The 22,681-nt window shown below is 71.5% G+C and carries 25 protein-coding genes and 2 pseudogenes; 16 read left to right on the forward strand and 11 right to left on the reverse strand.

Features of this window, described 5'->3' with window-relative positions; genetic code table 11:
• The first annotated feature begins 14 nt into the window (after nucleotides 1-14).
• The 3 genes and pseudogenes from recD2 to EJK15_RS01060 all read left to right on the forward strand — a co-directional run bounded on the left by recD2 (nucleotide 15) and on the right by EJK15_RS01060 (nucleotide 3,008).
• Nucleotides 15-2,159 carry an SF1B family DNA helicase RecD2 gene (recD2, locus tag EJK15_RS01050; protein WP_240776689.1) on the forward strand — a complete coding sequence of 715 codons (2,145 nt, stop codon included), beginning with the start codon at nucleotides 15-17 and terminating at the stop codon, nucleotides 2,157-2,159.
• A pseudogene (locus EJK15_RS77345) lies at nucleotides 2,048-2,359 on the forward strand (ADP-ribosylglycohydrolase family protein); the annotation flags it as partial. The gene recD2 and the pseudogene EJK15_RS77345, both read left to right, overlap by 112 nt.
• A 106-nt stretch (nucleotides 2,360-2,465) precedes the next feature.
• Complete coding sequence (locus EJK15_RS01060; protein WP_138708430.1) at nucleotides 2,466-3,008, forward strand: RNA 2'-phosphotransferase; 543 nt, start codon at nucleotides 2,466-2,468, stop codon at nucleotides 3,006-3,008.
• Between the two features lies 1 nt (nucleotide 3,009).
• Here the strand turns inward: EJK15_RS01060 and EJK15_RS01065 are convergent, their stop codons facing one another.
• Together EJK15_RS01065 and EJK15_RS01070 are read right to left on the reverse strand one after the other, a co-directional pair.
• On the reverse strand, nucleotides 3,010-3,582 hold the full coding sequence (locus tag EJK15_RS01065; RefSeq protein WP_138708431.1) for an NADAR family protein: 573 nt from the start codon (nucleotides 3,580-3,582) through the stop codon (nucleotides 3,010-3,012).
• A gap of 21 nt (nucleotides 3,583-3,603) precedes the next feature.
• The gene (locus EJK15_RS01070) at nucleotides 3,604-4,569 is read right to left on the reverse strand and encodes a helix-turn-helix transcriptional regulator (RefSeq protein WP_171074034.1); all 966 of its coding nucleotides are present in this window, start codon (nucleotides 4,567-4,569) and stop codon (nucleotides 3,604-3,606) included.
• 64 nt (nucleotides 4,570-4,633) lie between these two features.
• Here EJK15_RS01070 and EJK15_RS01075 point away from each other — a divergent pair, with 64 nt between their 5' ends.
• The 3 genes from EJK15_RS01075 to EJK15_RS01090 all read left to right on the forward strand — a co-directional run bounded on the left by EJK15_RS01075 (nucleotide 4,634) and on the right by EJK15_RS01090 (nucleotide 7,282).
• Nucleotides 4,634-5,800, forward strand: a complete 1,167-nt coding sequence (locus EJK15_RS01075; protein WP_138708433.1) for an epoxide hydrolase family protein — start codon at nucleotides 4,634-4,636, stop codon at nucleotides 5,798-5,800.
• 226 nt (nucleotides 5,801-6,026) lie between these two features.
• Nucleotides 6,027-6,689: a potassium channel family protein gene (locus EJK15_RS01085; protein ID WP_171074035.1), complete on the forward strand. Its 663-nt coding sequence runs from the start codon at nucleotides 6,027-6,029 to the stop codon at nucleotides 6,687-6,689.
• Nucleotides 6,690-7,000: 311 nt separating this feature from the next.
• Entirely contained in the window at nucleotides 7,001-7,282 is a 282-nt protein-coding gene (locus EJK15_RS01090) for a hypothetical protein (RefSeq protein ID WP_138708434.1), read from the forward strand.
• Nucleotides 7,283-7,444: 162 nt separating this feature from the next.
• On the opposite strand, the gene EJK15_RS69995 is transcribed toward EJK15_RS01090, so the two are convergent.
• A complete protein-coding gene (locus tag EJK15_RS69995) occupies nucleotides 7,445-7,612 on the reverse strand; it encodes a hypothetical protein (protein WP_171074036.1) in 168 nt (55 codons plus the stop codon).
• A gap of 182 nt (nucleotides 7,613-7,794) precedes the next feature.
• Here EJK15_RS69995 and EJK15_RS01095 point away from each other — a divergent pair, with 182 nt between their 5' ends.
• On the forward strand, nucleotides 7,795-8,241 hold the full coding sequence (locus EJK15_RS01095; RefSeq protein ID WP_138708435.1) for a CBS domain-containing protein: 447 nt from the start codon (nucleotides 7,795-7,797) through the stop codon (nucleotides 8,239-8,241).
• A 27-nt stretch (nucleotides 8,242-8,268) separates the two neighbouring features.
• Here the strand turns inward: EJK15_RS01095 and EJK15_RS01100 are convergent, their stop codons facing one another.
• Complete coding sequence (locus EJK15_RS01100) at nucleotides 8,269-9,000, reverse strand: MerR family transcriptional regulator (RefSeq protein WP_171074037.1); 732 nt, start codon at nucleotides 8,998-9,000, stop codon at nucleotides 8,269-8,271.
• A gap of 94 nt (nucleotides 9,001-9,094) precedes the next feature.
• Between EJK15_RS01100 and EJK15_RS01105 the strand changes: the two genes are divergently transcribed.
• The 6 genes from EJK15_RS01105 (at nucleotide 9,095) to EJK15_RS01130 (ending at nucleotide 15,204) form a co-directional block, all read left to right on the forward strand.
• The gene (locus EJK15_RS01105) at nucleotides 9,095-9,763 is read left to right on the forward strand and encodes a TetR/AcrR family transcriptional regulator (protein WP_138708437.1); all 669 of its coding nucleotides are present in this window, start codon (nucleotides 9,095-9,097) and stop codon (nucleotides 9,761-9,763) included.
• Between the two features lie 240 nt (nucleotides 9,764-10,003).
• Nucleotides 10,004-11,428, forward strand: a complete 1,425-nt coding sequence (locus EJK15_RS01110; protein WP_138708438.1) for an MFS transporter — start codon at nucleotides 10,004-10,006, stop codon at nucleotides 11,426-11,428.
• A 106-nt stretch (nucleotides 11,429-11,534) separates the two neighbouring features.
• Nucleotides 11,535-13,673, forward strand: coding sequence for a DEAD/DEAH box helicase (locus EJK15_RS01115; protein WP_240776690.1), 2,139 nt, complete (start codon nucleotides 11,535-11,537; stop codon nucleotides 13,671-13,673).
• A gap of 94 nt (nucleotides 13,674-13,767) precedes the next feature.
• Entirely contained in the window at nucleotides 13,768-14,265 is a 498-nt protein-coding gene (locus EJK15_RS01120; protein WP_138708440.1) for a DUF4396 domain-containing protein, read from the forward strand.
• 41 nt (nucleotides 14,266-14,306) lie between these two features.
• A complete protein-coding gene (locus EJK15_RS01125) occupies nucleotides 14,307-14,738 on the forward strand; it encodes a MarR family winged helix-turn-helix transcriptional regulator (RefSeq protein ID WP_138708441.1) in 432 nt (143 codons plus the stop codon).
• Nucleotides 14,728-15,204, forward strand: a complete 477-nt coding sequence (locus EJK15_RS01130) for an aspartate carbamoyltransferase (RefSeq protein WP_138708442.1) — start codon at nucleotides 14,728-14,730, stop codon at nucleotides 15,202-15,204. The genes EJK15_RS01125 and EJK15_RS01130 overlap by 11 nt, the downstream gene beginning before the upstream one ends.
• A gap of 143 nt (nucleotides 15,205-15,347) precedes the next feature.
• Here the strand turns inward: EJK15_RS01130 and EJK15_RS01135 are convergent, their stop codons facing one another.
• Together EJK15_RS01135 and EJK15_RS01140 are read right to left on the reverse strand one after the other, a co-directional pair.
• Complete coding sequence (locus EJK15_RS01135; RefSeq protein WP_138708443.1) at nucleotides 15,348-16,301, reverse strand: alpha/beta hydrolase; 954 nt, start codon at nucleotides 16,299-16,301, stop codon at nucleotides 15,348-15,350.
• A 7-nt stretch (nucleotides 16,302-16,308) separates the two neighbouring features.
• Nucleotides 16,309-17,052: a phytanoyl-CoA dioxygenase family protein gene (locus EJK15_RS01140; RefSeq protein WP_138708444.1), complete on the reverse strand. Its 744-nt coding sequence runs from the start codon at nucleotides 17,050-17,052 to the stop codon at nucleotides 16,309-16,311.
• A gap of 89 nt (nucleotides 17,053-17,141) precedes the next feature.
• Between EJK15_RS01140 and EJK15_RS01145 the strand changes: the two genes are divergently transcribed.
• Entirely contained in the window at nucleotides 17,142-17,612 is a 471-nt protein-coding gene (locus tag EJK15_RS01145; RefSeq protein WP_171074038.1) for a nucleoside 2-deoxyribosyltransferase domain-containing protein, read from the forward strand.
• Nucleotides 17,613-17,714: 102 nt separating this feature from the next.
• Here EJK15_RS01145 and EJK15_RS01150 read toward each other — a convergent pair whose 3' ends face one another.
• Together EJK15_RS01150 and EJK15_RS01155 are read right to left on the reverse strand one after the other, a co-directional pair.
• Nucleotides 17,715-18,875 (reverse strand): MFS transporter, encoded by a 1,161-nt coding sequence (locus EJK15_RS01150; protein WP_138708446.1) that lies wholly within the window; start codon nucleotides 18,873-18,875, stop codon nucleotides 17,715-17,717.
• A gap of 75 nt (nucleotides 18,876-18,950) precedes the next feature.
• On the reverse strand, nucleotides 18,951-19,529 hold the full coding sequence (locus EJK15_RS01155; RefSeq protein WP_138708447.1) for a TetR/AcrR family transcriptional regulator: 579 nt from the start codon (nucleotides 19,527-19,529) through the stop codon (nucleotides 18,951-18,953).
• A gap of 152 nt (nucleotides 19,530-19,681) precedes the next feature.
• On the opposite strand from EJK15_RS01155, the gene EJK15_RS01160 reads away from it, so the two are divergent.
• Both EJK15_RS01160 and EJK15_RS70000 read left to right on the forward strand, forming a co-directional pair.
• Nucleotides 19,682-20,656 carry an aldo/keto reductase gene (locus EJK15_RS01160; RefSeq protein ID WP_138708448.1) on the forward strand — a complete coding sequence of 325 codons (975 nt, stop codon included), beginning with the start codon at nucleotides 19,682-19,684 and terminating at the stop codon, nucleotides 20,654-20,656.
• 88 nt (nucleotides 20,657-20,744) lie between these two features.
• Nucleotides 20,745-20,942: a hypothetical protein gene (locus EJK15_RS70000; protein ID WP_171074030.1), complete on the forward strand. Its 198-nt coding sequence runs from the start codon at nucleotides 20,745-20,747 to the stop codon at nucleotides 20,940-20,942.
• Here EJK15_RS70000 and EJK15_RS77350 read toward each other — a convergent pair.
• The 3 genes and pseudogenes from EJK15_RS77350 to EJK15_RS77360 form a co-directional block, all read right to left on the reverse strand.
• Entirely contained in the window at nucleotides 20,932-21,231 is a 300-nt protein-coding gene (locus EJK15_RS77350; RefSeq protein ID WP_138708449.1) for a peptidase inhibitor family I36 protein, read from the reverse strand. The genes EJK15_RS70000 and EJK15_RS77350 overlap by 11 nt on opposite strands.
• Nucleotides 21,224-21,938: pseudogene (locus EJK15_RS77355) on the reverse strand (cytochrome P450); the annotation flags it as partial. The pseudogene EJK15_RS77355 and the gene EJK15_RS77350, both read right to left, overlap by 8 nt.
• Before the next feature lie 18 nt (nucleotides 21,939-21,956).
• Nucleotides 21,957-22,670 carry an IclR family transcriptional regulator gene (locus tag EJK15_RS77360; protein ID WP_138708450.1) on the reverse strand — a complete coding sequence of 238 codons (714 nt, stop codon included), beginning with the start codon at nucleotides 22,668-22,670 and terminating at the stop codon, nucleotides 21,957-21,959.
• Nucleotides 22,671-22,681 lie beyond the last annotated feature (11 nt).

A 22,681-nucleotide genomic window follows, 5' to 3' on the forward strand; every position in this document is an offset into this window, starting at 1 on the left:
CGGTGGCTGATGGTTTGATCTCCCTTGTGGAGGCGTCGGTCGAGCAGCTCGTCTACGTCCGGGAGGACGAATACACCGTCGCGCGCATGAGCGCCGACGGCATGCCCGACTTCGTGGCCACCGGCCGGGCGCTGGCCGGGGTGCAGCCGGGCGAGACGCTGCGGATCTTCGGCGACTGGAGCCGGCATCCGCGCTACGGCCGGCGGTTCGCGGCCACCGGGTGCGAGCGGGTGACGCCGTCGTCGGTGCGGGCGATCCGGATCTACCTCGGGTCGGGGCTGGTGAGGGGGATCGGGCCGCGGCTGGCGTACGCGATCGTCGACCACTTCGGCGAGGCCACGCTCAAGGTGATCGACACCGAGCCCGCGCGGCTCACCGAGGTGGTCAACATCGGGCCGCTGCGGCAGGCCCAGATCGTCGAGGCGTGGCGTGAGCAGAAGGCGATCGCCGCGCTGATGGTGACCTTGCAGGGGCTCGGGGTCAGCCCGCTGCTGGCGGCCAAGATCTACCAGGCGTTCGGGCCGGACGCCGACGAGGTGCTCGCCACCGACCCATACCGGCTGATCGGACGGGTCAGGGGCATCGCGTTCCGCATCGCCGACCGGATCGCCCTGCAGTCCGGGGTGCCCGAGCGCAGCCCGCAGCGGGTCAAGGCGGCGCTGCTGGATCGGCTGGAGGCGGCCGGCACCCGCGACGGGCACTGCTTCCTGCCGGTGTCCACGCTGGTCAGGGAGACGGCGGAGCTGATCGAGCAAGATCAGGACCTGGTGCGGCCGATGCTGGACGCGCTCGTCGCCGACCGCCGGCTGGTCATCGAGACCTCCCCCGACCAGCCGGGGCAGATGGTGGCGTACGCGAAATACGTCCATGCCCGCGAGACGGCGCTGGCCGCCCAGCTGACCCGGCTCGCGCAGGCCCGGTCCACGCTGCCCTTGCGGTCGTTCCACGAGGACCCGGGGCTGCACGACGACCAGCGCGCGGCCGTCACCATGGCCCTGACCAGCACCGTTTCGGTCATCACGGGCGGTCCTGGGTGCGGCAAGAGCCACACGGTGAAGGCCATCGCGACCATCGTCAGGGCTGGCGGCGGCACGGTCACGCTCACGGCGCCCACCGGCAAGGCCGCCAAGCGCCTGTCCGAGCTGACCGGGCTGCCCGCGATGACCCTGCACCGGATGCTCGCCCAGCAGCCCGACCCCGACCCCGAGACGCTGTTCGACGAGCGGCCCTCGCAGGCCGACCTGATCGTGGTGGACGAGGCGTCCATGCTCGACCTGCACCTGGCCACCCGGCTCGCCGCCGCCGTCCCCACCGGCAGCCACCTGCTGCTCATCGGCGACAGCGACCAGCTGCCCAGCATCGGCCCCGGCGACGTGCTGGCCGACCTGCTGCGCGTCGCGGAGATCCCGCGGGTCCAGCTCACGCACGTCTTCCGGCAGGCCGACGGCAGCGGCATCATCGACGCCGCCCACCGCATCCGCACCGGCCGGATGCCGGTGACGCCGGGCCGGGGCGGGTTCTGGTTCGAGGAGCTCGACGATCCGGAGCAGGTCGCCCGGCGGGTCGCGCACCTCGCGATGGTCGCGATCCCGCGCAAGCAGAACGTCGATCCCGGGCAGGTCCAGGTGCTGTGCCCGATGCGCAAGGGCGAGACCGGCGCGACCGCGCTCGGGCGGCTGATCCAGGACCAGCTCAACCCGGCCGCCGACGACAAGCCCGAGCACTGGTCGGGGGCGACGGTGTTCCGGGTGGGCGACCGGGTCATGCCGATCCGCAACAACTACGACAAGGGCGTCTTCAACGGGGAGACCGGCACGGTGACCGCGGTCGTGCCGGCGGAGCGCACGATCGAGATCCGCACGGACGACGGGGAGAGCGTCCAATACGGCTTCGACGAGCTGGACGACCTGACCCATGCCTATGCGATCAGCGTGCACCGGTCGCAGGGCAGCGAATACCCGTTCGTGGTGGCGCCGATCGTCGCCGAGTCCGGCGGGATCATGCTGCGCCGCAAGCTCCTCTACACGCTGGTCACCCGGGCCAAGGCGTGGGTGGTGCTGGTAGGGCAGCGGGAGGCCCTGGAGATGGCGGTGCACCGGGTGGGGCACCGCCGCAACACAGGCCTGGCCCGCCGCCTGTCCCTGAGCCTCGAGACCTGACCGCCGCCCACCACGACTTCGACCGCGGTTACGGCCCCGCCACCAACCGGCTGCTCCGGCTCGTACGCGAGGGCGGGGACTGGCGGGAGCTGGCCGCCGAGCTGTTCGACGGCAAGGGCTCGTGGGGCAACGGCGCGGCCATGCGGGTGGCGCCGCTGGGCGCGTGGTTCGCCGGCGACGTGCCGCGGGCGGCGGCGCAGGCGCGGCTGTCCGCCGAGGTCACGCACACGCACCCGGAGGCGACGGCGGGCGCGGTGGCGGAAATGGGTTGGCGGGGGCCCGGCGGGCGCGGGAGCATGGCGGGTGATGGACGAGCGGCGCTTGATTCGCATTTCGAAATACCTGGCCAGGCATCTGCGGCACGATCCGCAGCGCATCGGCGTCACGCTCGACGCCAACGGCTGGGTGTCCGTCGACGTGCTGCTGCGGGCCGCCGCCGAGCACGGGTTCCCGATCACGGCCGACGAGCTGTGGCGGGTGGTCGAGGGCAACGACAAGCGGCGGTACGCGATCGAGGACGGCAGGATCCGGGCCAGCCAGGGGCATTCGGTGCCGGTGGAGCTCGGCCTGCCCGCCGTCGAGCCGCCCGAGGTGCTCTTTCACGGCACCGTGGCTCGGTACGTCGGGGCGATCAAGCAGGAAGGGCTGCGGCCGATGAGCCGCCATCACGTGCACCTGTCGCCCGACCGGGAGACGGCGACGCGGGTGGGGGCGCGCCGGGGCGTACCGGTCGTGCTGGTGGTGGGGGCGGGGGCGATGCACGCCGACGGGCACGAGTTCCGGCGCAGCGCCAACGGGGTGTGGCTGGTCGACCTCGTGCCGCCCGGCTACCTGCGGTTTCCTTCCTGACTTACGTGCGGGCGCTCAGCGCGTCGCGCGCGGCCATCAAGGCGAACCCGAGCAGGTTCAGACCCTGCCACGTCGCCGGGGAGGCGGCCCTCTCGTCGGCGGCCGTCAGCCCGATCCCCCACACCCGGTCGCGCGGGCTGGCCTCCACGAGGACCCGGTTCGCGGTGCCGAGCAAGAACTCCCGCAGCTCCGCGTGCTGCCCGAACTTGGCGATGCTCCCGCGCACCACGATCTCGAACCGGCGGGCCTCCCACGTCGCCTCGTCGAAGTCGCGCACGGTCCGGCCGAGCGTCTTGGCCTCGCCGGGATGGCCGGCCGCGAGGATCTTGGCCGCGCTCTCCTCGTCGCCGAACAGCCACGCCTTGTGCGCCATCATGTAGTACTCCGCCGAGGCGAACGCGTGCCCGTCCTCGGCGAAGGTGACCGGCCACCACTGGCTGAGGCAGCCGGGGCCGGCGCCGCCGTCGCGGGCTGGCTGGTGACCCCAGAAATACATGAACTTGAGCCGCCGGCCGGACCGCTCGGCGGCGATGGCCTCTTCGACGGTCATCGGGAGGGCGAGTTCGTCGGACATGCCCCAACCGTGCCACAAATTTCATCGGACGGCGCGGCGCAGCCGGTCGGAGAGCTCGCGGAGCACCGGCACCAGCTCCGGCGGGTCCAGGACCTCGAAGTCGAAGCCCTTGACCGCGACGTAGACGGCCAGCTCGTCGAGCGAGTTCGAGCCGGTCAGGTAAACGCACCTGTCCGCGCCCGCCGGCTCCAGCCGCCCCGCCCCCGGCGAGGTCTGGGGCGCGACCGACTCCAGCGGCGCGTGGAAGAGGATGCGGGCCTCGTAGCGGTACGGCGCGGAGGTGATGGCCCGCGACACGTACGCGGCCACGTCCTCCTGCGGCGGCGTCCGCGGCGTGAACCGGGCCCCCGGCATCCCGAGCGGCACCTGGATCCGGTCCACCCGGAACGTCCGCCAGTCCTGCCTGCCCACGTCCCACGCCAGCAGATACCAGCGGCGCGGCGTGTGCACCAGCCGGTGCGGCTCCAGTTCGCGCTCTGAAATGCCGTCCCGCCCCTGGTAGCGCAGCCGCAGCCGGCGGTGGTCGCGGCAGGCGGCGGCGATGGCGGTCAGCAGGTCGGCGTTCACGGCCGGGGCGGCCGCGCCGGCCGCGCCGGCCAGCGGCACCGTGGCCGCCTGGAACGCGCTCACCCGGTGCCGCAGCCGCGACGGCAGCACCTGCTGCAGCTTGGCCAGCGCCCGCAGCGAGCCCTCCTCCAGCCCGGCGACGCTGCCGGTGGCGGCCGTCCGCAGGCTGATCGCCACCGCGACCGCCTCCTCGTCGTCGAGCAGCAGCGGCGGCAGGGCGGCGCCCACGCCGAGCCGGTAGCCGCCGGCCACGCCGGGGGTGGCGTCCACGGGGTAGCCGAGCTCGCGCAGCCGGTCGATGTCGCGCCGCACGGTACGCAGGCCGACCCCGAGCCGCTCGGCCAGCTCGGCGCCAGTCCAGTCGGCGCGCGACTGGAGCAGGGACAGCAGGCGGAGCAGCCGGGCGGAGGTCTCCAACATGGGACCCATTTTGCCGTGACATTGGTGCCGGAAGCTGTCACCAATTCCTTTTACTGTCGAAGACATGACGAACAGTGACATAACACCCCAGGTCACGCCGTATCGCATCGAGATCCCGCAGGCCGGACTCGACGACCTCCGCGACCGGCTCCGGCGTACCCGCTGGGCCCCCGAGCTGCCCGGCACCGGCTGGGAACGCGGCGTGCCCACGAGCTACCTGCGCGCACTGGCCGAGTACTGGGCCGACGGCTTCGACTGGCGCGCCCAGGAGGCGGCGCTGAACGCGTACCCGCAGTTCACCACCACGATCGACGGAGCGAACGTGCACTTCCTGCACGTCCGCTCGGCCGAGCCGAACGCGACCCCGCTCATGCTGATCCACGGCTGGCCGGGCTCCGTCGTCGAGTTCCTCGACCTCATCGGCCCGCTCACCGACCCGGTCGCGCACGGCGCCGCCGCCGCCGACGCCTTCCACCTGGTGATCCCGTCGCTGCCGGGCTACGGCTTCTCCGGCCCGCTGCCCGGCACCGGCTGGACCGACGGCCGCACCGCCGCCGCCCTGGTCGAGCTGATGGCCCGGCTCGGCTACGAGCGGTACGGGGTCCAGGGCGGCGACGTCGGCGCCTTCATCGCGCCGCTGATGGGCCGCGCCGCGCCGGACAACGTCATCGGCGTGCACGTCAACGCCCTGCTCACGTTCCCGGCCGGCGACCCGGCGGTCATGGGCTCCCTGACGGAGGCCGAGCGCGGGCGGCTGGCCGGGATGGAGGAGTGGCAGGAGCAGCTGGGCGCGTACATGCGCCTTCAGGGCACCCGCCCGCAGACCATCGCCGCCTCGCTGCACGACTCCCCCGCCGGGCAGCTCGCCTGGATCGTGGAGAAGTTCAAGGACTGGACGGACCCGGCGGCCAAGCTGCCCGAGGACGCCGTGGACCGGGACCGCATCCTCACCGACGTGAGCATCTACTGGTTCACCGAGACGGCGGGGTCGGCGGCGCACACCTACTTCGAGCGGTTCAACGACTTCAGCGCGTGGGCGCCGAAGGAGCGCGGGACCGTGCCGACGGCGGCGGCGGTGTTCCCGCCCGACTTCTCGATCCGCCCGCTGGCCGATCAGGTCCACAACGTGGTGCGGTGGTCGGAGTTCGACCACGGCGGGCACTTCGCCGCCCTGGAGACGCCCGGCGTGCTGGTCAGTGAGCTGCGCGAGTTCTTCCGCTCCCTCTCCTGAGCGCCACGACGTCGCCTGTCCCCCTACGCGCTGCTCACGCTCACCCCGCACCGCTGGACCAGGCGCTGTTCGAGATAGTGTCGGCATTCGTGACGATTGGTCTGTCCACCGGCATCACGGTGGACGCCGGCACGGCCGGACGGCTGCTGCTCGTCCTGCTGATGTTCGCGGGCCTGGCACTGCACACGCGCCCGCCACTACGAACTACCCGAGGAGCGAGTCATCGTTGGCTGACTACACTAGCGGCCCGGTCGTGGTCGTCGGGCTGGGCCGGTTCGGCAGCTCGCTGGCCCTGGAGCTGACCCGGCGCGGCACCGAGGTCCTGGCCATCGACAACCGGCCCAAGATCACCCAAGCGCTGGCGGGCCAGATCACCCAGATCGCGGCCGCGGACGCCACCGACATCGAGGCGCTGCGCCAGCTGGGCGTGCCCGACTTCTACCGGGCGGTGGTGGCCATCGGCAGCGACATCGAGGCCAGCATCCTGACCACGTCGCTGCTGGTCGAGCTGGAGATCAACGACATCTGGGCCAAGGCGATCAGCATCCAGCACGGCCGCATCCTGAGCCGCATCGGCGCCCACCACGTCGTCTTCCCCGAGCACGACATGGGCGAGCGGGTCGCGCACCTGGTCAGCGGCCGGATGCTCGACTACATGCAGGTGGACGAGGACTTCGCGCTGGCCAAGACCAAGCCGCCCAAGGACTACGTCGGCGTGCCCCTGGGCCAGTCGAACCTGCGCCGCAAGTTCGGCGTCACGATCGTCGCGGTCAAGGCACCCGGCGAGGACTTCACGTACGCCACCGCGGAGACCGAGCTGACCTACGGCGACGTCATCCTGGTCTCCGGCCGCACGGAGGCGGTCGAGCGCTTCGCCGAGCTGCCATGAGGCATCCGGCGGGGTCCACAGCTTGGTGAGCGCCGCCCCCACCTGGCTCCCCTAGGGCCAGGTGGGGCCAGGTGGAAGACACTTGCCCAGTCTTGACCTGCAAGGGATGGAAACTCTGACGACCGGGGCGTTGCCGGGCAACAGGATCATGCGGATGCGCCCCGTGGAGCGTGCCCACCGGCGATGGAGCGGCGAAGGCCGGGGGCGATCGACTCTCTCCTAACGATCTAAGACATCCTTAGGAGTCAAATGAGTAATTATCTCACTACGAAGGGTAGGTTCCCGGCGTTCCGACTAGGAAAGGACGCTCCATGGAACAGCAGCAGGCTCAGCAGGTCGAGCAGCAGTTGCGGCAGAACTGGCAGCAGACCAGATACCGGATTCTCGACCAGTTCGCCGAGGTCAGCCCATCGGACCTCGACTTCGCCCGCAACGTCAACGACCTCGTCGAGAGAATCGCGGACAAGTCACACCACACCCAGCGGTACGTCGAGACACGGCTGCTGGAACTCGCCGGTGGCGGCGGCGGCCCGCAGGGACAGCCCTTCGGCGTCTCGATGGGCCAGCAGCAGGGCATGCGGATCGGCCAGTAGACGCGCCGTTCGCGAGCGAGCAGTAACGCCGTGAGCGCGTCAGACGTGAGGCGATGGGTTGGTCAGGCGATGTCGATCGGACGTGGACCGGCAGGGCACCGCCCGGCCAGCCCATCGGACGCCCGGGCCTTCAAGAGGGAGCGAGGTCATCGCCTGCAGTCATCAAGAATCCGTGCAAGGCAGCATGGAGCGGTAGTCCAGCAGCTCGTCGATCAGCTCGGTGACGGACTGATTGCGAGGCATCTGCTGGAGTTCGGTCAGCATCGCGTCCACCTGCGCGAGAGTGGGTCGATCGTCGACCGATGCGGCCAGACTCACCAGCCTGTTCAACGTACCTCCCAGGGGTAGTTTGCCCCTTTTGTGCAATAAATGTACCACTCTTGTTTGGCTGTTCCGGTGCGACGTCGACATCTTTGACCTGGCGCGACACGCTCACTGAGTGCCCGGCTGGATGTCGGCGGCCGCGGCCGTGTCGGCGGCTGCTTGGCTAGGCTGTGGGTCGGAGGCCACCCATGCGCGCACGCGATCTCGCCGTCGAGTTCCCCACCGTCACTCTGGACACCCCGGCGCTGGAGGCGGCCAGGCTCCTGGCCGAGCAGGACCTGCCGGGTCTCATCTTGATCGACGAGGAGGGGCGGCCGCTCAGCATCCTGCCCGGGACCCAGGTCCTGCGGCTCGCGGTCCCGCCGTACTGCCAGGACGACCCGGCGCTGGCCCGGGTGGTGGACGAGGCGCATGCCGACATGTTCCTGCGCAGGCTCGGCGGCAAGACGGTCCGCGAGTGCCTGCCGGAGCAGCCTCGGGAGCTGCCGGTGGCCGACATGAAGGCGACGGTGCTGGAGCTGGCGGCGCTGATGGCTCGTACGCGCAGCCCGCTGGCCGCCGTCGTCGACGGCGAGGGGCGACTGGCCGGAGCGGTCACGCTGCAGTCGCTGCTGGACCACGTGCTGGAACTGTGACCCTCCGGCCTCCGAGCCGGTGAACCGTCACGCTCCGGGGAAGCCCACGGCGAAGGCCCGCCTGAGGTAGTCCCATGCGGCGGCGCTGAGGATGCCCTTCGTCGCGGTCTCCGGTCCCCGGGCGTCGATCCTGGCGTAGATGGCCGACATGACGGCCTTGTCCCCGCCCGCCAGTCCGGCCACGGCAGCGGTCCACCGGCGCGCGAGCTCCTGCACGGCCGGATCCGCCGGGTCCGTGCCCCGCTCGGCGTGTCCGCCCGCCTCGGCGGCCAGGCCGGTCAGCTCCTGCAGCCGGTGCCCGAAGCCCTCCTGGCCGAGCTCCCGATGGCGTTCCTCGAACCGGGCGAGCTGTTCGGGTGTGAAGTGCTTGGCCTGCATCATCGCCTCCATCGTCTCGATGAGCTGGTCGATCGACGGCTCCCTTGCGGCGCTCAGCGCCTCGGCGATGCCGAGCAGCCGGCGATGCAGGGCGCGCTGCGCTGCCAGTTGCCGTTCGACCTGCTGGAGCTGCCGCCGGATGGTCGCGTGCAGGTCTGCGCCGTCCAGCGAGTGCGCGATCTCGGCGAGCGGAAGCCGCAGCTCGCGCAGCGCCAGGATCCGGTACAGCCTGCGCACGTCGTCGCCGGTGTAGACCCGGTGCCCGGCCGCCGACCGCTCGGCCGGGCACAGCAGGCCGATCTGGTGGAAATGGCGCAGCGTCCGTACGGTCACGCCCGTAGCGGCGGCGAGCTCGCCGATCTTCCAGCGTCGTCCGTTCACATCGACCGACGCTAGGCCCTGACGTCGCGTCCGGTGCAAGCGTGTCGCCCCGTTTTCCCGCTGGTTGTACGGGCGGGCGTCATAGGGTGGTCCCATGGTCAAGGCCGCGGCTCGACAGCCCGTACCCGCCCGGCGCGCCGACGCCGAGCGCAACATCGCCGCGATCCTCGAGGCCGGGACCCGGTTGCTCAGCTCCGACCCGGCCGCCAGCGTGGCCGACATCGCCAAGGCCGCCGGGGTGGGCAGGGTCACGCTGTACGGGCACTTCCCCTCGCGGGAGGCGCTGGTCGACGCGGTGCTGGACCATGCGGTCGGCATGGCGGACGAGGTGCTGGAGGACGCCTCGATCGACACGGCCCCGGCACCCGAGGCCATGACCGTGCTGCTGCGGTCGTCCTGGGAGATCCTCAACCGGCACCGCCGCCTGTTCGTGGCCGCGGACCAGGTCATGGCCACCGAGCGGATCAGGGAGCACCACGACCGGCCGCTGCGGCGGGTGGAGCGGTTGATCGCGCGGGGGCAGCGGGATGGCGACTTCCGTACCGATCTGCCGCTGCCCTGGCTGGTGACGACGTTCTTCTCGATCATCCACAGCGCCGCGCAGGAGCGGGAGGCGGGGCGGCTGGCACCTGAGGAGGTCGAGCGGGTGCTGATCACGACGATGCTGTCGCTCCTGACGTCCGGGGAACGAGCGTCCGCTGAGCAGGCGCCCGGCGGACGGGCGTCTGCCGACCAGCCGTCCGACGCACGGGCCTCCGAGTAACAAGCGCCCTCTGACCGGCCTCCGCCTGGCGAGGCCGCGATCATCATGTCCTGGGCGACGGCCCGGCGGCCACGCGCCACGCGCCACGCGCCAACTGGCAACGCGCCATGGGTGAGGGCGGCATGCGCCATGCGCAGCGCCGTGCCCTGAGGCATGTCGTGGCGCCGCTTCCGAAACCCTACCGACGTATGGTGTTGGCGTGTTAACTTGAACATCAATGTTCGAGTTAAGGAGCTCTGGATGAGTATCGATACGTCTCCCGCCAAGATGCGGGCCGGCGGGTGGTTCGTGCTGGTGCTGCTCTGCCTGGCCCAGTTCATGCTGATCGTCGACATCACGGTGGTGCAGGTGGCGCTGCCGACGATCGGCACGGAGCTGGCGCTCGACCGCGAGGCGCTGACCTGGGTGGTGACCACGTACACGCTGTGCTTCGGCGGCCTGATGGTGCTCGGCGGGCGGCTCGCGGACGCGCTCGGTGCGCGCCGCACGCTGATCACCGGACTGGCCCTGTTCACGGCGGCGTCGCTGATGTGCGGGCTGGCCGGGAGCGGCACCGTACTGATCGCGGGACGGGCGCTGCAGGGGATCGGCGCGGCGCTGCTCTCCCCAGCGGCGCTGGCCGTCATCACCACCACCTTCCACGGTGAGCGGCGCGCGCGGGCGCTCGGCGTCTGGGCGGCCATCGGCGGTACGGGTGCCGCCCTGGGTGTGCTGCTCGGCGGCGTGCTGACCGCGGGTCCGGGGTGGGCCTGGGTGTTCTACATCAACGTGCCGATCGGGCTGCTGGTCCTCGCAGCCGTGCCCGCCGTCGTACCGGCCGCCGCTCCCGGGCGCGGGGAGCGGCTCGACATACCCGGGGCCCTGATCGTCACGACGGCGACGGCTCTGCTGATCTACGGGCTGGTGACCGCGGGCGACGCCGGGTGGGGTGCGGCGGGCACGCTGCTGCCGCTGGCCGGTGCGGCGCTGCTCTATGCGCTGTTCGTGGTGGTCGAGCGGTCGGTACGGTCGCCGCTGATGCGCGCCGAGACGCTCGCCCGGCGTCCGGTGATCTCGGGGACGTTCGTCATGCTGCTGGCCACCGGGCTGATGCTGGGGCTGTTCTTCCTCAGCTCGCTCTACCTGCAGCACGCGCTGGGGTTCAGCGCGCTGGAGACCGGGCTGCTCTTCCTGCCCGTGGCGATCGCGATCACGCTCGGCGCGCAGATCGGCGGGCATCTCATCGGCAAGATCGGTGGCCGGCCGGTGGCGGTGGCCTCGTTCGTGCTGACGGCGGCGGGGGCGGCGCTGATGACGCGCATCTCGCCCGACGCGAGTGCGTACACCACGCTGCTGCCGGGGTTCGCGCTGGCCGCGCTGGGGATCGGACCGGCGTTCGTGACGGCCACCACGACGACCATGGCGAACATCCCGCCCGGTGAGAACGGTGTCGCGTCCGGTGTCATCAACACCTTCCACGAGCTGGGCGGCTCGATCGGCGTGGCCGTCGTCTCCACCGTCGCCGCGGCGAGCCTGGCGCCCGGCTCGGCGGCGGGCATCGGAGGGTTCGTCTCCGGGCTCACGCTGTGCGCCATCGTGGCGGCCGTCGCGGCCGTGGTCTCGCTCGGACTGGTGCCGCCCGGCAAGCCGGCTGGGGCGTTCGTCGGCCATGGTCACGGCCACTGACCGGGTGGCCGAGCAGCACGACGGGGTTGGGAGGTGGAGATGGAGGTGCCGGGGTCGGTCATCGGTGGATATACGGGTGCCCGCAAGCTAGGGCATTCTAGGTCCGGTGGAATTCCGTGACGCCGACCGACTTCTCACCGGCGCGCGCGCCCTGCTCGACGACCATTCCTCCGTCCGCCGCCAGGCCAGGGACGCGCTCGACGCGCTGCGCGTCGACGTGGCCAGGGCCGGGCTGGGCGAGATCCCCGTCTCGCGGCTGAGGGACGTGACCGACGGCCGGCTCCGCATCGCGACGCTGGAGAAGGCCGGGTACGCCACGGTCCGGCAGGTGCTGGAGGCCTCGCCGTACCAGCTGCAGCTGCTGCCGGGGATCGGTGCGCGGACGGCGGGGCAGATCCACGCGGCCGCCCGCCAGATCGAGCAGGCGGCCGCCGAGGCCGCGAGCATCCGCATCGACGTCGAGCGGCGCGACCAGGCGACCACGGACCTCGTGATCGCCCTGCACCGTATGGTCGACGTCGGCCCCGACCTCCCCCGTGCTCTCGACGCCGCCCGCGACCTGGACCAGCGGCTGGCGCCGTTACTGGCGCGGGCGCGCCCGGCGCGGAGCCGGCTGCGGATGTTGTTCACGCTGCCCGAGCGTCGCCGCCGCGCCCGCGAGGCGGTGGCTGAGATCGAGGAGCTGCTCGCCGGCGCCCGCGCGACCCGGCTGCTGCTCGCCCAGGTCACCACGGATTTGCTGCGTCCCGCCGCACGCGACTTCGAGGCGTGGACGGACTTCGAGTCCCGCTCCCCCGAGTATTTCGGCCTGCTCGCCGAGCTGGCCGGCGAGCCGGTCGGCACCGGCCAGGGCCTGCTCCCCGACGACCTGGCGGCGAAGGTCGGCGCCCAGCCGCTCGACGACACGCACCGCCGGGTGTCGCTGCGCGGCTACCAGGCGTTCGGCGCCCGGTTCGCCCTCGCACAGGGCCGCGCGATTCTCGGCGACGAGATGGGGCTCGGCAAGTCGATCGAGGCGATCGCCGCACTGGCGCATCTCAAGGCCCTCGGGATGACGCACTTCCTGGTGGTCTGCCCGACGAGCGTGCTGATCAACTGGTTACGCGAGATCGAGTCGCGCAGCACCCTGCGCGCCTGCCCGCTGCACGGCCAGGACCGGCTCGCGGCCCAGGAGGACTGGGTACGCCAGGGCGGCGTCGCCGTGGCCACCATGGACGGCCTCCAGCGGCTGGACGTGCCGCCCGCGGTCGAGGTCGGCCTGCTGGTCGTGGACGAGGCCCACTACGTGAAGAACCCGATGAGCAAGCGCTCCAGGGCCGTCGCCGCCTGGTGCGCCCGCACGGAGCGCGTGCTCTTCCTGACCGGCACGCCCATGGAGAACCGGGTCGAGGAGTTCCGCACGCTGATCTCGTACCTGAAGCCCGATCTGGCCGCCGAGCTGCGCAGCAGTGACGTCGTGGCGGGGGCGCAGGCGTTCAGGAAGGCGGTCGCACCGGTCTACCTGCGGCGCAACCAGCAGGACGTGCTCGCGGAGCTGCCCGACCGGGTCGAGGCGGACGAGTGGGTGGAGTTCAGCGGCGCCGACTTCGAGGCCTACCGGCAGGCGGTCGCAGCCGGCAACTTCATGGCCATGCGCCGCGCCGCCTACGCCGAGCCCGCCACGTCGGCCAAGCTCAAGCGGGTGCTCGAACTGGTCGAGGACGCCGCGGCCAACGGGCTCAAGGTGGTGGTGTTCTCGTACTTCCGGGCCGTGCTCGCCGCCGTGGGCGCCGCGCTGGACGGGCGGGCGCACGGGCCGATCTCCGGCGGGTTGAGCGCGGTGCGGCGCCAGCAGGTGGTGGACGCGTTCTCGGCGGCGCGAGGGCACGCGGTGCTGCTCAGCCAGGTGCAGGCGGGCGGCGTGGGGCTCAACCTGCAGGCCGCCTCCGTGGTGATCATGTGCGAGCCGCAGGTCAAGCCCAGCATGGAGACCCAGGCCGTGGCGCGCGCCCACCGGATGGGGCAGGTACGCAAGGTGCAGGTGCACCGGCTGCTCACGGTGGACTCCGTCGACCAGCGCATGCTGGACATCCTGCACCGCAAGTCCGCGCTCTTCGACGCCTACGCCAGACGCAGCGACCTCGCCGAGTCCGCGGCCGAGGCCGTCGACATCTCGGAACAGGCGCTGGCCCGGCTGGTGGTCGAGGAGGAGCAACGCCGCCTCGTGCTCGGCTCCGCCACCCCTGACGACTCGGCGGGCGACTGATCTACGGGCAAACGAAGTAGACATTTCCGGCCTCATGCCGATAGCTTTCCGTATACCCCTACCCCGTATGAAAACGCTAACGAGGAGGCCGTACATGGATAGCAGCATTCACCACCACCACGAACAGCACGAGACCGGACATCAGCCCCCGGCGGCGACCTGGGGAATGGCGGCGCAGGCCACGGCGCACTGTCTGACCGGCTGTGCCATCGGCGAGGTGCTGGGCATGGTGATCGGCACCGCGGCCGGCCTGTCCAACGTCGCGACCGTGGTGCTGGCGGTGGCGCTGGCGTTCGTATTCGGGTACGCGCTCACCATGCGCGGCGTGTTGCGGGCCGGGGTGAGCTTCCGCGCGGCGCTGAAGGTCGCGCTGGCCGCCGACACCGTGTCGATCGCCGTGATGGAGGTGCTGGACAACGCGGTCATGGTCACCGTGCCGGGCGCGATGGAGGCCGGGCTGGCCAGCTGGCTGTTCTGGGGGGCGCTGGCGGGGTCGCTGCTGGTGGCGTTCGTGCTGACCACGCCGATCAACAAGTGGCTGATCTCGCGCGGCAAGGGGCACGCGGTGATCCATCAGTACCACCAGCACTAAAGTAGTTGCACGATCGAACCATTTGGTTCTATGGTCGAACCATGACAGTGGATCCGAGGCAGTTGCAGGAGGCCGTGGCGCGGTTCGTGCGGGCGTTCGGCCTGCACCAGCCGGGCCAGACGCCGTGCGGGCGGCCCATTCCGGTGTCGGAGGCGCACGCCCTGGCCGAGCTGGCCCGCGAGGGCGAGCTGCGGCAGGCCGAGCTGGTGCACCGGCTGCGGCTGGAGAAGAGCACGACCAGCCGCATCGTCGCGCAGCTCACCGGGCGCGGCTGGGCCGAGCGCGACCGGGCGCCCGACGACGGCCGCGGTGTCCTCGTCCGGCTCACGCCCGCCGGACGCGCGGCCGCCGAGCAGTTGGCCGCCGCCCGGCAGACCCGCTTCGAATCCGCCCTCTCCCGCATCCCCGAAGTGGAGCGCGAGAGCGTTCTGCATGCTCTTTCCCTGCTGACGGAGGCCGTTGATGAGTCGTGACCGCTGGATGACGACGGCCGTGATCGTGATGGCGGCCCTCGCCGGATGCGGCGGGCAGGGCGACCGGCAGGCGGAGGTGGCGGCCAAGGGGAGCCAGGTCATGCCGTTCGACCTGGAGCGCACCACTCACACGTTCGCCAAGGGCGCGGACGGCGGCGTGCAGACCGTCGTCGCGGACGATCCGTCGGACTCCGGCCAGATCCGGCTCGTCCGCGAGCATGTGACGCAGGAGGCGGCCAAGTTCGCGCGCGGCGACTTCGGCGACCCGGCCGCCATCCACGGGGACGGCATGCCGGGGCTGACCGCCCTGTCACAGGGGTACGCGCGGATCACGACGTCCTACGCCGAGGTGCCGGCAGGGGCGCGCATCACGTACCGGACCGAGGATCCGGCGCTGGTCAAGGCCCTGCACGCCTGGTTCGACGCGCAGGTGAGCGACCACGGCGCCCACGCCGAGCACGGCTGACGCCGACGGGGCCCGGTCGGCGCGCAGCTGACATCGTGACCGGCCGCCCGCTGCGCCACGCGGTGGATCCGGTGACGCAGCATCTCAAGGCCTGAGTCCTGCCCGGGTGCGCCGCACCGGAGCGCCCGCGACAGTGAGGTGCCTCAGGCGCCGATGGCCTCGCGCAGCATCGGGAGCGCTTGTTCCAGCGCGCGCTGCCAGTAGGGGAAGGTGTGCGTGCCGTTCCCGTAGAAGTCGGTCGTGATCCGCGCGCCCGCGGCCCGGGCCCGCTCGGTGAACGTCACCGCCTGGCCTAAGAGCGCGCCCTCGTAGTCGGCCCCCGCGCCGGGTGGATCGAGCGGCCCCGGCTGACCGTTGCCGCAGGACACGTAGAGCCGGACGTCCTTCAGCCGCCCGGCGAGCGCGGTGGGATTGTGGGCCTCCCACACGTGCCGGTCCCTGTCGAGGTCGCCCCATAGATCGTCGGGGTTCTCGCCGTTCCGGCTGACGAGCTGGCGCAGCCCGCTGCGGTCGCCGGTGGTGTCCAGGACCCCGGAGAACGACGCCGCCGCGCGGAACATGCCGGGGTGCCTGGCGGCGTACCCCATGGCGCCGAGCCCGCCCATCGACAGCCCCGCGACAGCCCGCTCGGGTCCCGCCCCGAACTCGGCCTCGACCAGCGGGATGAGCTCCTTGATGTGGTACGTCTCCCATTTCGGCCCGCGCAGCCAGTCCGAGTAGAACCCGACCGGGCCGCCCTCGGGAACCACGACGATCGCCGGCATGCCGGCCGTGAGCCGCTCCGCGCCGCCCTGTTCGTCCCAGACGAGATGGTTCGGGCTGCAGCACCCGTGCAGCAGGTAGAGCACCGGCCACGGGCCCGAGCCGGGCGTCCAGCCCTTCGGCAGCAGGACACGTACCGGAGTCGTCCGGCCGAGCGCCGGGGACCGCACGGTGAGATCCCGCCCGCGCTCGCCGGCCTCCTCCCGTGCCACGATCCGCGCGCCGGCCGCCTGCTCGGGCGCGGCCGTGCGGCCGCGTGACACCACGACGGCGACGATCACGACGACCACGGCCAGGACCCCGGCCAGGGCCGCCCACCACCACCGCACCCGCATGGGCCAATCACCCTCCGCGCATCGTCGGATCGACACCCCGCAACATCATCCCCTGCCCGCGCGAGTGGTGCACGTCGCCGGCGGGGAGATCCTCGGGGTCGCGGAACTGGATGAGCAGGGTCGTACGGGCCTCGGCCGCCCGGTTGACCCCGGATCCGTGCACGGTGAGATAGGTGAGGAACAGCACGTCCCCCGCCTCGGCCTCGACGGGAACGGCGTCCTCCAGCGGCCACCGCGACAGCGGCAGGTGCCAGCCGCCCTCCTCGATGTGCGGCAGCGGCCCGTTCCGGTGACTGCCCGGCACCACGCGCACGCACCCCTTCTCCTCGGGGGCGTCGTCGAAGTGGAAGATGGCCGCGCCGGGCGTGTGCCTGGTGTGCGGGAAGTGCGCGGCGTCCTGGTGCATGGGGAACGGCGACCCCTTCTCCGCCGGCTTGACGAAGATCTTGGTGTGGTGGAGCTGCACGTTCTCCGACCCCATCAGCGCCGCCGCCACATCGGTGAAGCGCGGATCGACCATGAGCCGCGCGAACGCCGCCGAATAGAACTGCGCGTCGTGGCAGTGCCGCAGCTCGGTGGCGTGTCCGGCGAGCTCGCGGGCGCTGCCCCAGGTGGGGTCCGTCCGTCGCAACCGCGCCAGCACCGCATGGCATTCGTCCCGGTACGCCCGCGCTTCCTCCGCGGTCAGCAGCCCTTTGACCAGTACGTAGCCGTTGTCGCGGTAGAACCGCACCATCGATGGATCTGTCATGCCATACTCCCCGCGCATCGGTGCCGTCCGCCTCTGTGACGTTTCCTGCCCATCGGAGCGATGAACTCAGCATGCAGAAGGGAGCGCCCATGGCCGTCCGTACGTACTACGAGGCCCCGGACCGCTACGAGCCGGCGGCCGGGGACCCGCCCGCGGTCTTCCTGGCCGGCGGGATCACCGGCGTGGAGGACTGGCAGCGGCGGGCGGCGGCCGCACTGGGACGGCTCGGGGTGATCGTGCTCAATCCGCGCCGCCGCCGCTTTCCCATGGACGATCCCGCCCAGGCCCCGGTGCAGATCGCCTGGGAGCATCGTCACCTGCACCTGCCGGAGGTGCTGACGATGTTCTGGTTCCCGCCGGGCGACAGCGACCAGCCGATCGCGCTGCTGGAGCTTGGGGCCGCGCTGGACAATCCGGCCCGCCGGCTGGTGGTCGGGGCGGATCCCGGGTACCGGCGGGTCGAGGACGTTCGCTGGCAGGCCCGGCTCGCCCGCCCCGGCGAGGTCGTGCACGCCACGCTGGACGACACGCTGGGTGCCGCCCGGGCGCGGTTGTGCTGAGCCGGTCAGCTCCGCCCCTCGACCTCCGGCTCGAAGGGGCGCCGCGGCCCGCCGGGCGCGGGGTCAGCGCGGTGTCGCGGGTGAGATTTCCAGCGATCAGGGCTAGGCGGGTACGCGGCGGCGGTCACGGGTCCAGGCGTAGCCGCTGACGGCGATCCCGGCGGCGGTGGCCACGGCGGCGACGAGGTAGATCGACCGCAGGCCCAGCCCGCCATCGATGACCCGGCCGCCGAGCCAGGCGGCGAAGGCGGCGGCGAGCTGGTAGGCGGAGGCGTTCACCGCCATGGCCAGGGTCGGCGCCGCGGCGGCGGTGGTCAGGACCCGGGCCTGCATGCCGGGGATGACGGAGAAGCCCAGCGCGCCGAGCACGAACACCATGATCGCGGCGACCGCCGGGCCGGCGCCGGCCGCCCACATGAGCACGAGCGCCGCGGTGAGGCCGCCCAGCAGGCCGATCTGGGACCGCATCGGCGCGCGGTCGAACAGCCACCCGCCCGCCAGGTTGCCCGCGGCGGCGCCGGCGCCGTACACGAGCAGCAGCACGGCCACCGCCTCGGTGGTGAACCCGGCGACCTCGGTGACCAGGGGCGCGAAGAACGTGAACACCATGAGCAGGCCCGCGTTCGCCACGGCGGTGACGGCGATGGCCAGTTGCACATCCCGGCCGCGGAACACGCGCAGCTCGGCCACGGCGGACGTGGCCGGGATCGCGTCACGGACGTCCCGCACCAGCCACAGCACCAGCAGGAACCCGAGCGCGCAGCACGCGGCGATGACGGCGAACGTGGCCCGCCAACCGTGGTCGTTGCCGATGTAGGTGCCGATCGGCGCGCCGAGGATCATCGACAGGTTCATGCCGAACGCGAGCCTGGCCACGGCCGACGCCTGCCTGCCGGGCGGGGCGGTGGAGGCTGCGATGACGATCGCGTTGGCGAAGAACGTGGACGTCACCAGCGCGGTGACGATCCGCGCCGCGAAGAGCACCTCGTAGGCGGGCGCGAGCGCGGAGGCCAGGTTCCCGGCGATCGCGATCCCGAGCAGGGCCAGGATGAGCGGCTTGCGCGGGAAGCGAGCGGTGAGCGCCGTCAGCACAGGCCCGCCGACGATCATCCCGATCGCGTACGCCGTCACCAGCAGGGCGGCGGCCGGTATCGACACCGCCAGGTCGCCGGCGACGTCGGGCAGGATGCCGGCGATGACGAACTCGCCGGTCGTGATGCCGAAGACGCACAACATCAGCGAGGGAATCACACCTGATCGCATTCGAAATCGACTCTTTCTTGACTGATCAGTACAGAAAATGGGCGCAAAAAGGCCCCAGCGGGCCCGGATGACGCGTTACAGGGCGGCGACGGCGCCTTCGACGACGTCCAGCAGGGCCTTTCTGTCGTCGGTGACCTTCGCGAGCACCCGCAGGCCGTAGTAGGCGCTCTGGAACGCCCGCGCCACCTGCAGCGCCGGCCGGTCGGACGACAGTTCGCCCGTGCTCTGGCCGATCGCCACCAGCCGGCACAGCGCCTGCTCCAGGCCGGAGAACTGCCGGCGCACCAGGCCGGCGACGGCCTCGTCGCGGCCGCTCGCCTCGGAGGCGGCGTTGAGCGCCAGGCAACCGCGCCGCCCGGGGTCGGCCATGTCGGCGTCGATGACGCCCAGCATCAGGTCTCTGAGCCGCTCACGCACCGATCCCGGCTCGGCCAGCATCGACAGCTGGGCCTCGGCCCGGGTCTCGGCGTAGCGGCGGATCGCCTCCTCGTAGAGGCGATGCTTGGAGCCGAACGCGTTGTAGAGACTGCCGCGCCCGAGGCCGGTTCGGGCGCACAGGTCCTGGGTGGTGGTGGCCTCGTAGCCCTTCTCCCAGAACACCTCCATCGCGGCGTCGATCGCGGCCTGGTCACTGAACTCGCGTGGCCTGCCCATGAGGAGGAGGCTACCGGATTTTGTACAGAACAGTAAAGAACGGGACCCCTCCAGGTGTCGCAGTGTCGGACGACGAGGTGGAGAAGGTGCTCTCACCTCGGTAACGTGGCCCCGTAAAACGTTTCATTAAGATCACAGGTGGAAGGTAACCCTTGGACTACGAACGCCAGCCGTACCGCAGGTGCGGCCGCAGCGGTCTCCTGCTCCCCGCCATCTCACTCGGCCTGTGGCACAACTTCGGCGAGGGCAAACCCGTCGACGGCCAGCGCGCCATCCTGCACAAGGCACTCGACCTCGGCATCACCCACTTCGACATCGCCGACCGCTACGGCCCGCCCATCGGCGCCGCCGAAGCCGCCTTCGGCCAGATCTTCCCCAAATCGCTGCGCGACGAGGTCGTGATCACCACCAAGGGCAGCAACCCCATGTGGGACGGCCCCTACGGCAAGGGCAACTCCCGCAAACATCTGCTGGCCACCCTCGACCGCTCCCTGACCCGGCTCGGCCTCGACTACGTCGACATCTTCTACCTGCACCGCGACGACCCCGACACCCCACTGGAGGAGCAGGCGGCCACCCTCGACCACATGGTCCGCACCGGCCGCGCCCTCTACGCCGGCGTCTCCAACTTCTCCCCCGAACGCACCGCCCAGACCGCCCGCCTGCTGCGCGACCTCGGCACCCCGCTCCTGGTCCACCAGCCCTCCTACTCCCTGCTCAACCGGAGCATCGAGGAGTCGCTGCTGGGCGTGCTGGAGCAGGAGGGCGTCGGCTGCGTGGTCTACTCGCCGCTGGCCCAGGGCCTGCTGACCGACCGCTACCTCGACGGCATCCCCGCCGACTCCCGCGCCGCCGAAGGCCGCTTCCTCACCCCCGACCGGGTCACCCCGCAGGTGCTCACCTTCGTCCGCCAACTCGCCGACCTCGCCACCGCCCGCGGCCAATCCGTCGCCCAGCTCGCCCTGGCCTGGGCCCTGCGCGACCCCCGCATCACCTCACTGATCGTCGGCGCCTCCAGCCCCGAACAACTCGAAACCAACGTGGCCGCCGTCGACCGCCTCGACTTCACCACCGACGAACTGGCGGCCATCGACCGGGCCGCCAAGGAGGCCGGGGTCGACGCATAGCGCCCGGCACCGACGCCACGTCTGACGGCCCTCCCAGGCCCCGGCCGCGGCGCGACTCGCCGCGGCCGGAGCAACGGCCGCTCCCAGCGTGACCTGCCGGCTCGCTGATCACCCGGCTGCGCACGCCGACCGCGGCCCGGCTCGAGATGCGCTCCAGGTAGACGACGTCGAGGCCGTCAAGGACGGCGAGCTGGACGTGCTGGTGAGTGGCCTCGTACAGGTCCTCCACGTACGGCATGGCGACCTTGCCTTCGCGGCGGCGGCGACACTTGCTGCTACATGTTGAACCATTTATGGGATTTGATGCAAAGATGGCCTCTACCTGCGTCTTCAGTGGGGTTGGTCCACGCAACCTGTTCGCCGTTGTGCATGCCCCAGTGCGCGCCGCTGCAGTTGACGAGATGGACATCGTCGAGATTGCCTGCGTAACCGTTGTTCCATAGCGACTTCACTTTGCGGCTGAAAGGGCACGGCCGCGCGCCGCCGGCCCAGTTGGCGTCGTTGCCGGCCCAATTGCACCGCTTCCCTGAGCCGCTCACTCCGCTGTAGGCGCAGAGGCTGCCCTTGCTCGTCACGGTTGGCCGCGGCCATGCTGCACACCGCGGTGGTGCCGCTCGGCAGCACGGTGTCGGCGATCTCGACGTCCTCGGTGAGGTAGCGCGCCATGCCGAAGCCCGCGTTGGCGTCCAGCCGCAGCGCCTCCTCCACCGCGGAACGCACCAGTGACCGGTCGGCCAGCAGTTGCTCCCATCGCCGCCGGTCGGCGAGCAGCATCGCCATCATCTTGCCGATCATGTTGGCGGTGGTCTCGTGCCCGGCGACGAGCAGGCCGATGCCGGTGCTGATCAGGACTATGCATGTCCGACCAGTGGGCGAACCGGTCGCGGTCGGTGTCAGGGACGCCGAGGATGTCGCAGATCACCCACACCGGCAGCGGGAACCCCAGACTGGCTTTGAGATCGGCCGGAGCGCCCTGCTTGACCATCTCGTCGATGAGCTGCTCGGCCATCGCCTCGATTCCCGGCCGCAGCGCGTTCATCCGCTTGGCGGGGAACCACTTGCCGATCATCCGCCGCCACTTCAGGTGCGCCTCGCCGTGCTGGGGCAGCACGGTGGCCATCTCGCTGTTGAACAGCCCACCCGACTCGACGTCCGCGGCCCTGGCCGCGTCGTCCGCTCCGGTCGGCCGGGTGAACCGCGGATCGCTCAAGACCCGCTTGACATCCTCGTAGCGCGTGACCAGCGCCGCCTCGTCCCCGCTGGCCAGCGTCACGTGCGCAACCCGGGCACTGGTCGGTTGCTATTGCCGGAGTGACTCGGTGAGCGTCCGGGCCGCCTGGGTGACGAGCTTGCCGTACTCCGGTCTGAGGTCGTCCGGCATGCGGCTGGCCGGGGTGGAGACGCTGAGGCTGGCGACCGGGCCCTCCGGGCCCAGGACGGCGGAGGCGACGGCGGCGATGTCGGCGCGCCACTCGCCGCGGTTGTCCGCGTAGCCGCGGGCGCGGACCTCCGCCAGCTCGGCGCGGAGCAGCTCCGGGTCGATGATCGTGGTGCCGGTGTACGCGGGCAGCTCGGCGATCGGCCGGTCCAGGTGCGCGAGCACGGCCTTGCCGTTGGCCGAGGCGTGCAGCGGCAGCCTGATGCCGAGCGGCAGCACGATGCGCAGCGGCTTGTCGGTCTCCAGCCGCTCGATCAGCACGACCGCGTCCCCTTCAGGGACCATGAGATGGATCGTCTCGCCGGTGCGCTGCCGCAGCTCCTCCATGACCGGCAGGGCCACGTCGCGCAACCCCAGCTCGGCCCGCCGCCCGACCTGCAGTGCCTTGCTGGTCACCTGCCAGCGCGTGACCGCGCCCCCGGCGGGCCTGATCCACCCGGCGTCGTGCAGCGTGCGCAGCGAGCGCTGCACCGTGCTCTTCGGCAGGCCGAGCCCGCGGGCCAGCTCGCCCACGCCGGCGGGCTGGCGGCTGGCGACCTCTTCGAGCACTCGGAGGGCGGTGATCACGTTCTGCATCCATTGACTCC

Source organism: Nonomuraea basaltis, assembly GCF_005893125.1.
In the GTDB taxonomy this organism is placed as follows: Bacteria; Actinomycetota; Actinomycetes; order Streptosporangiales; family Streptosporangiaceae; genus Nonomuraea; species Nonomuraea basaltis.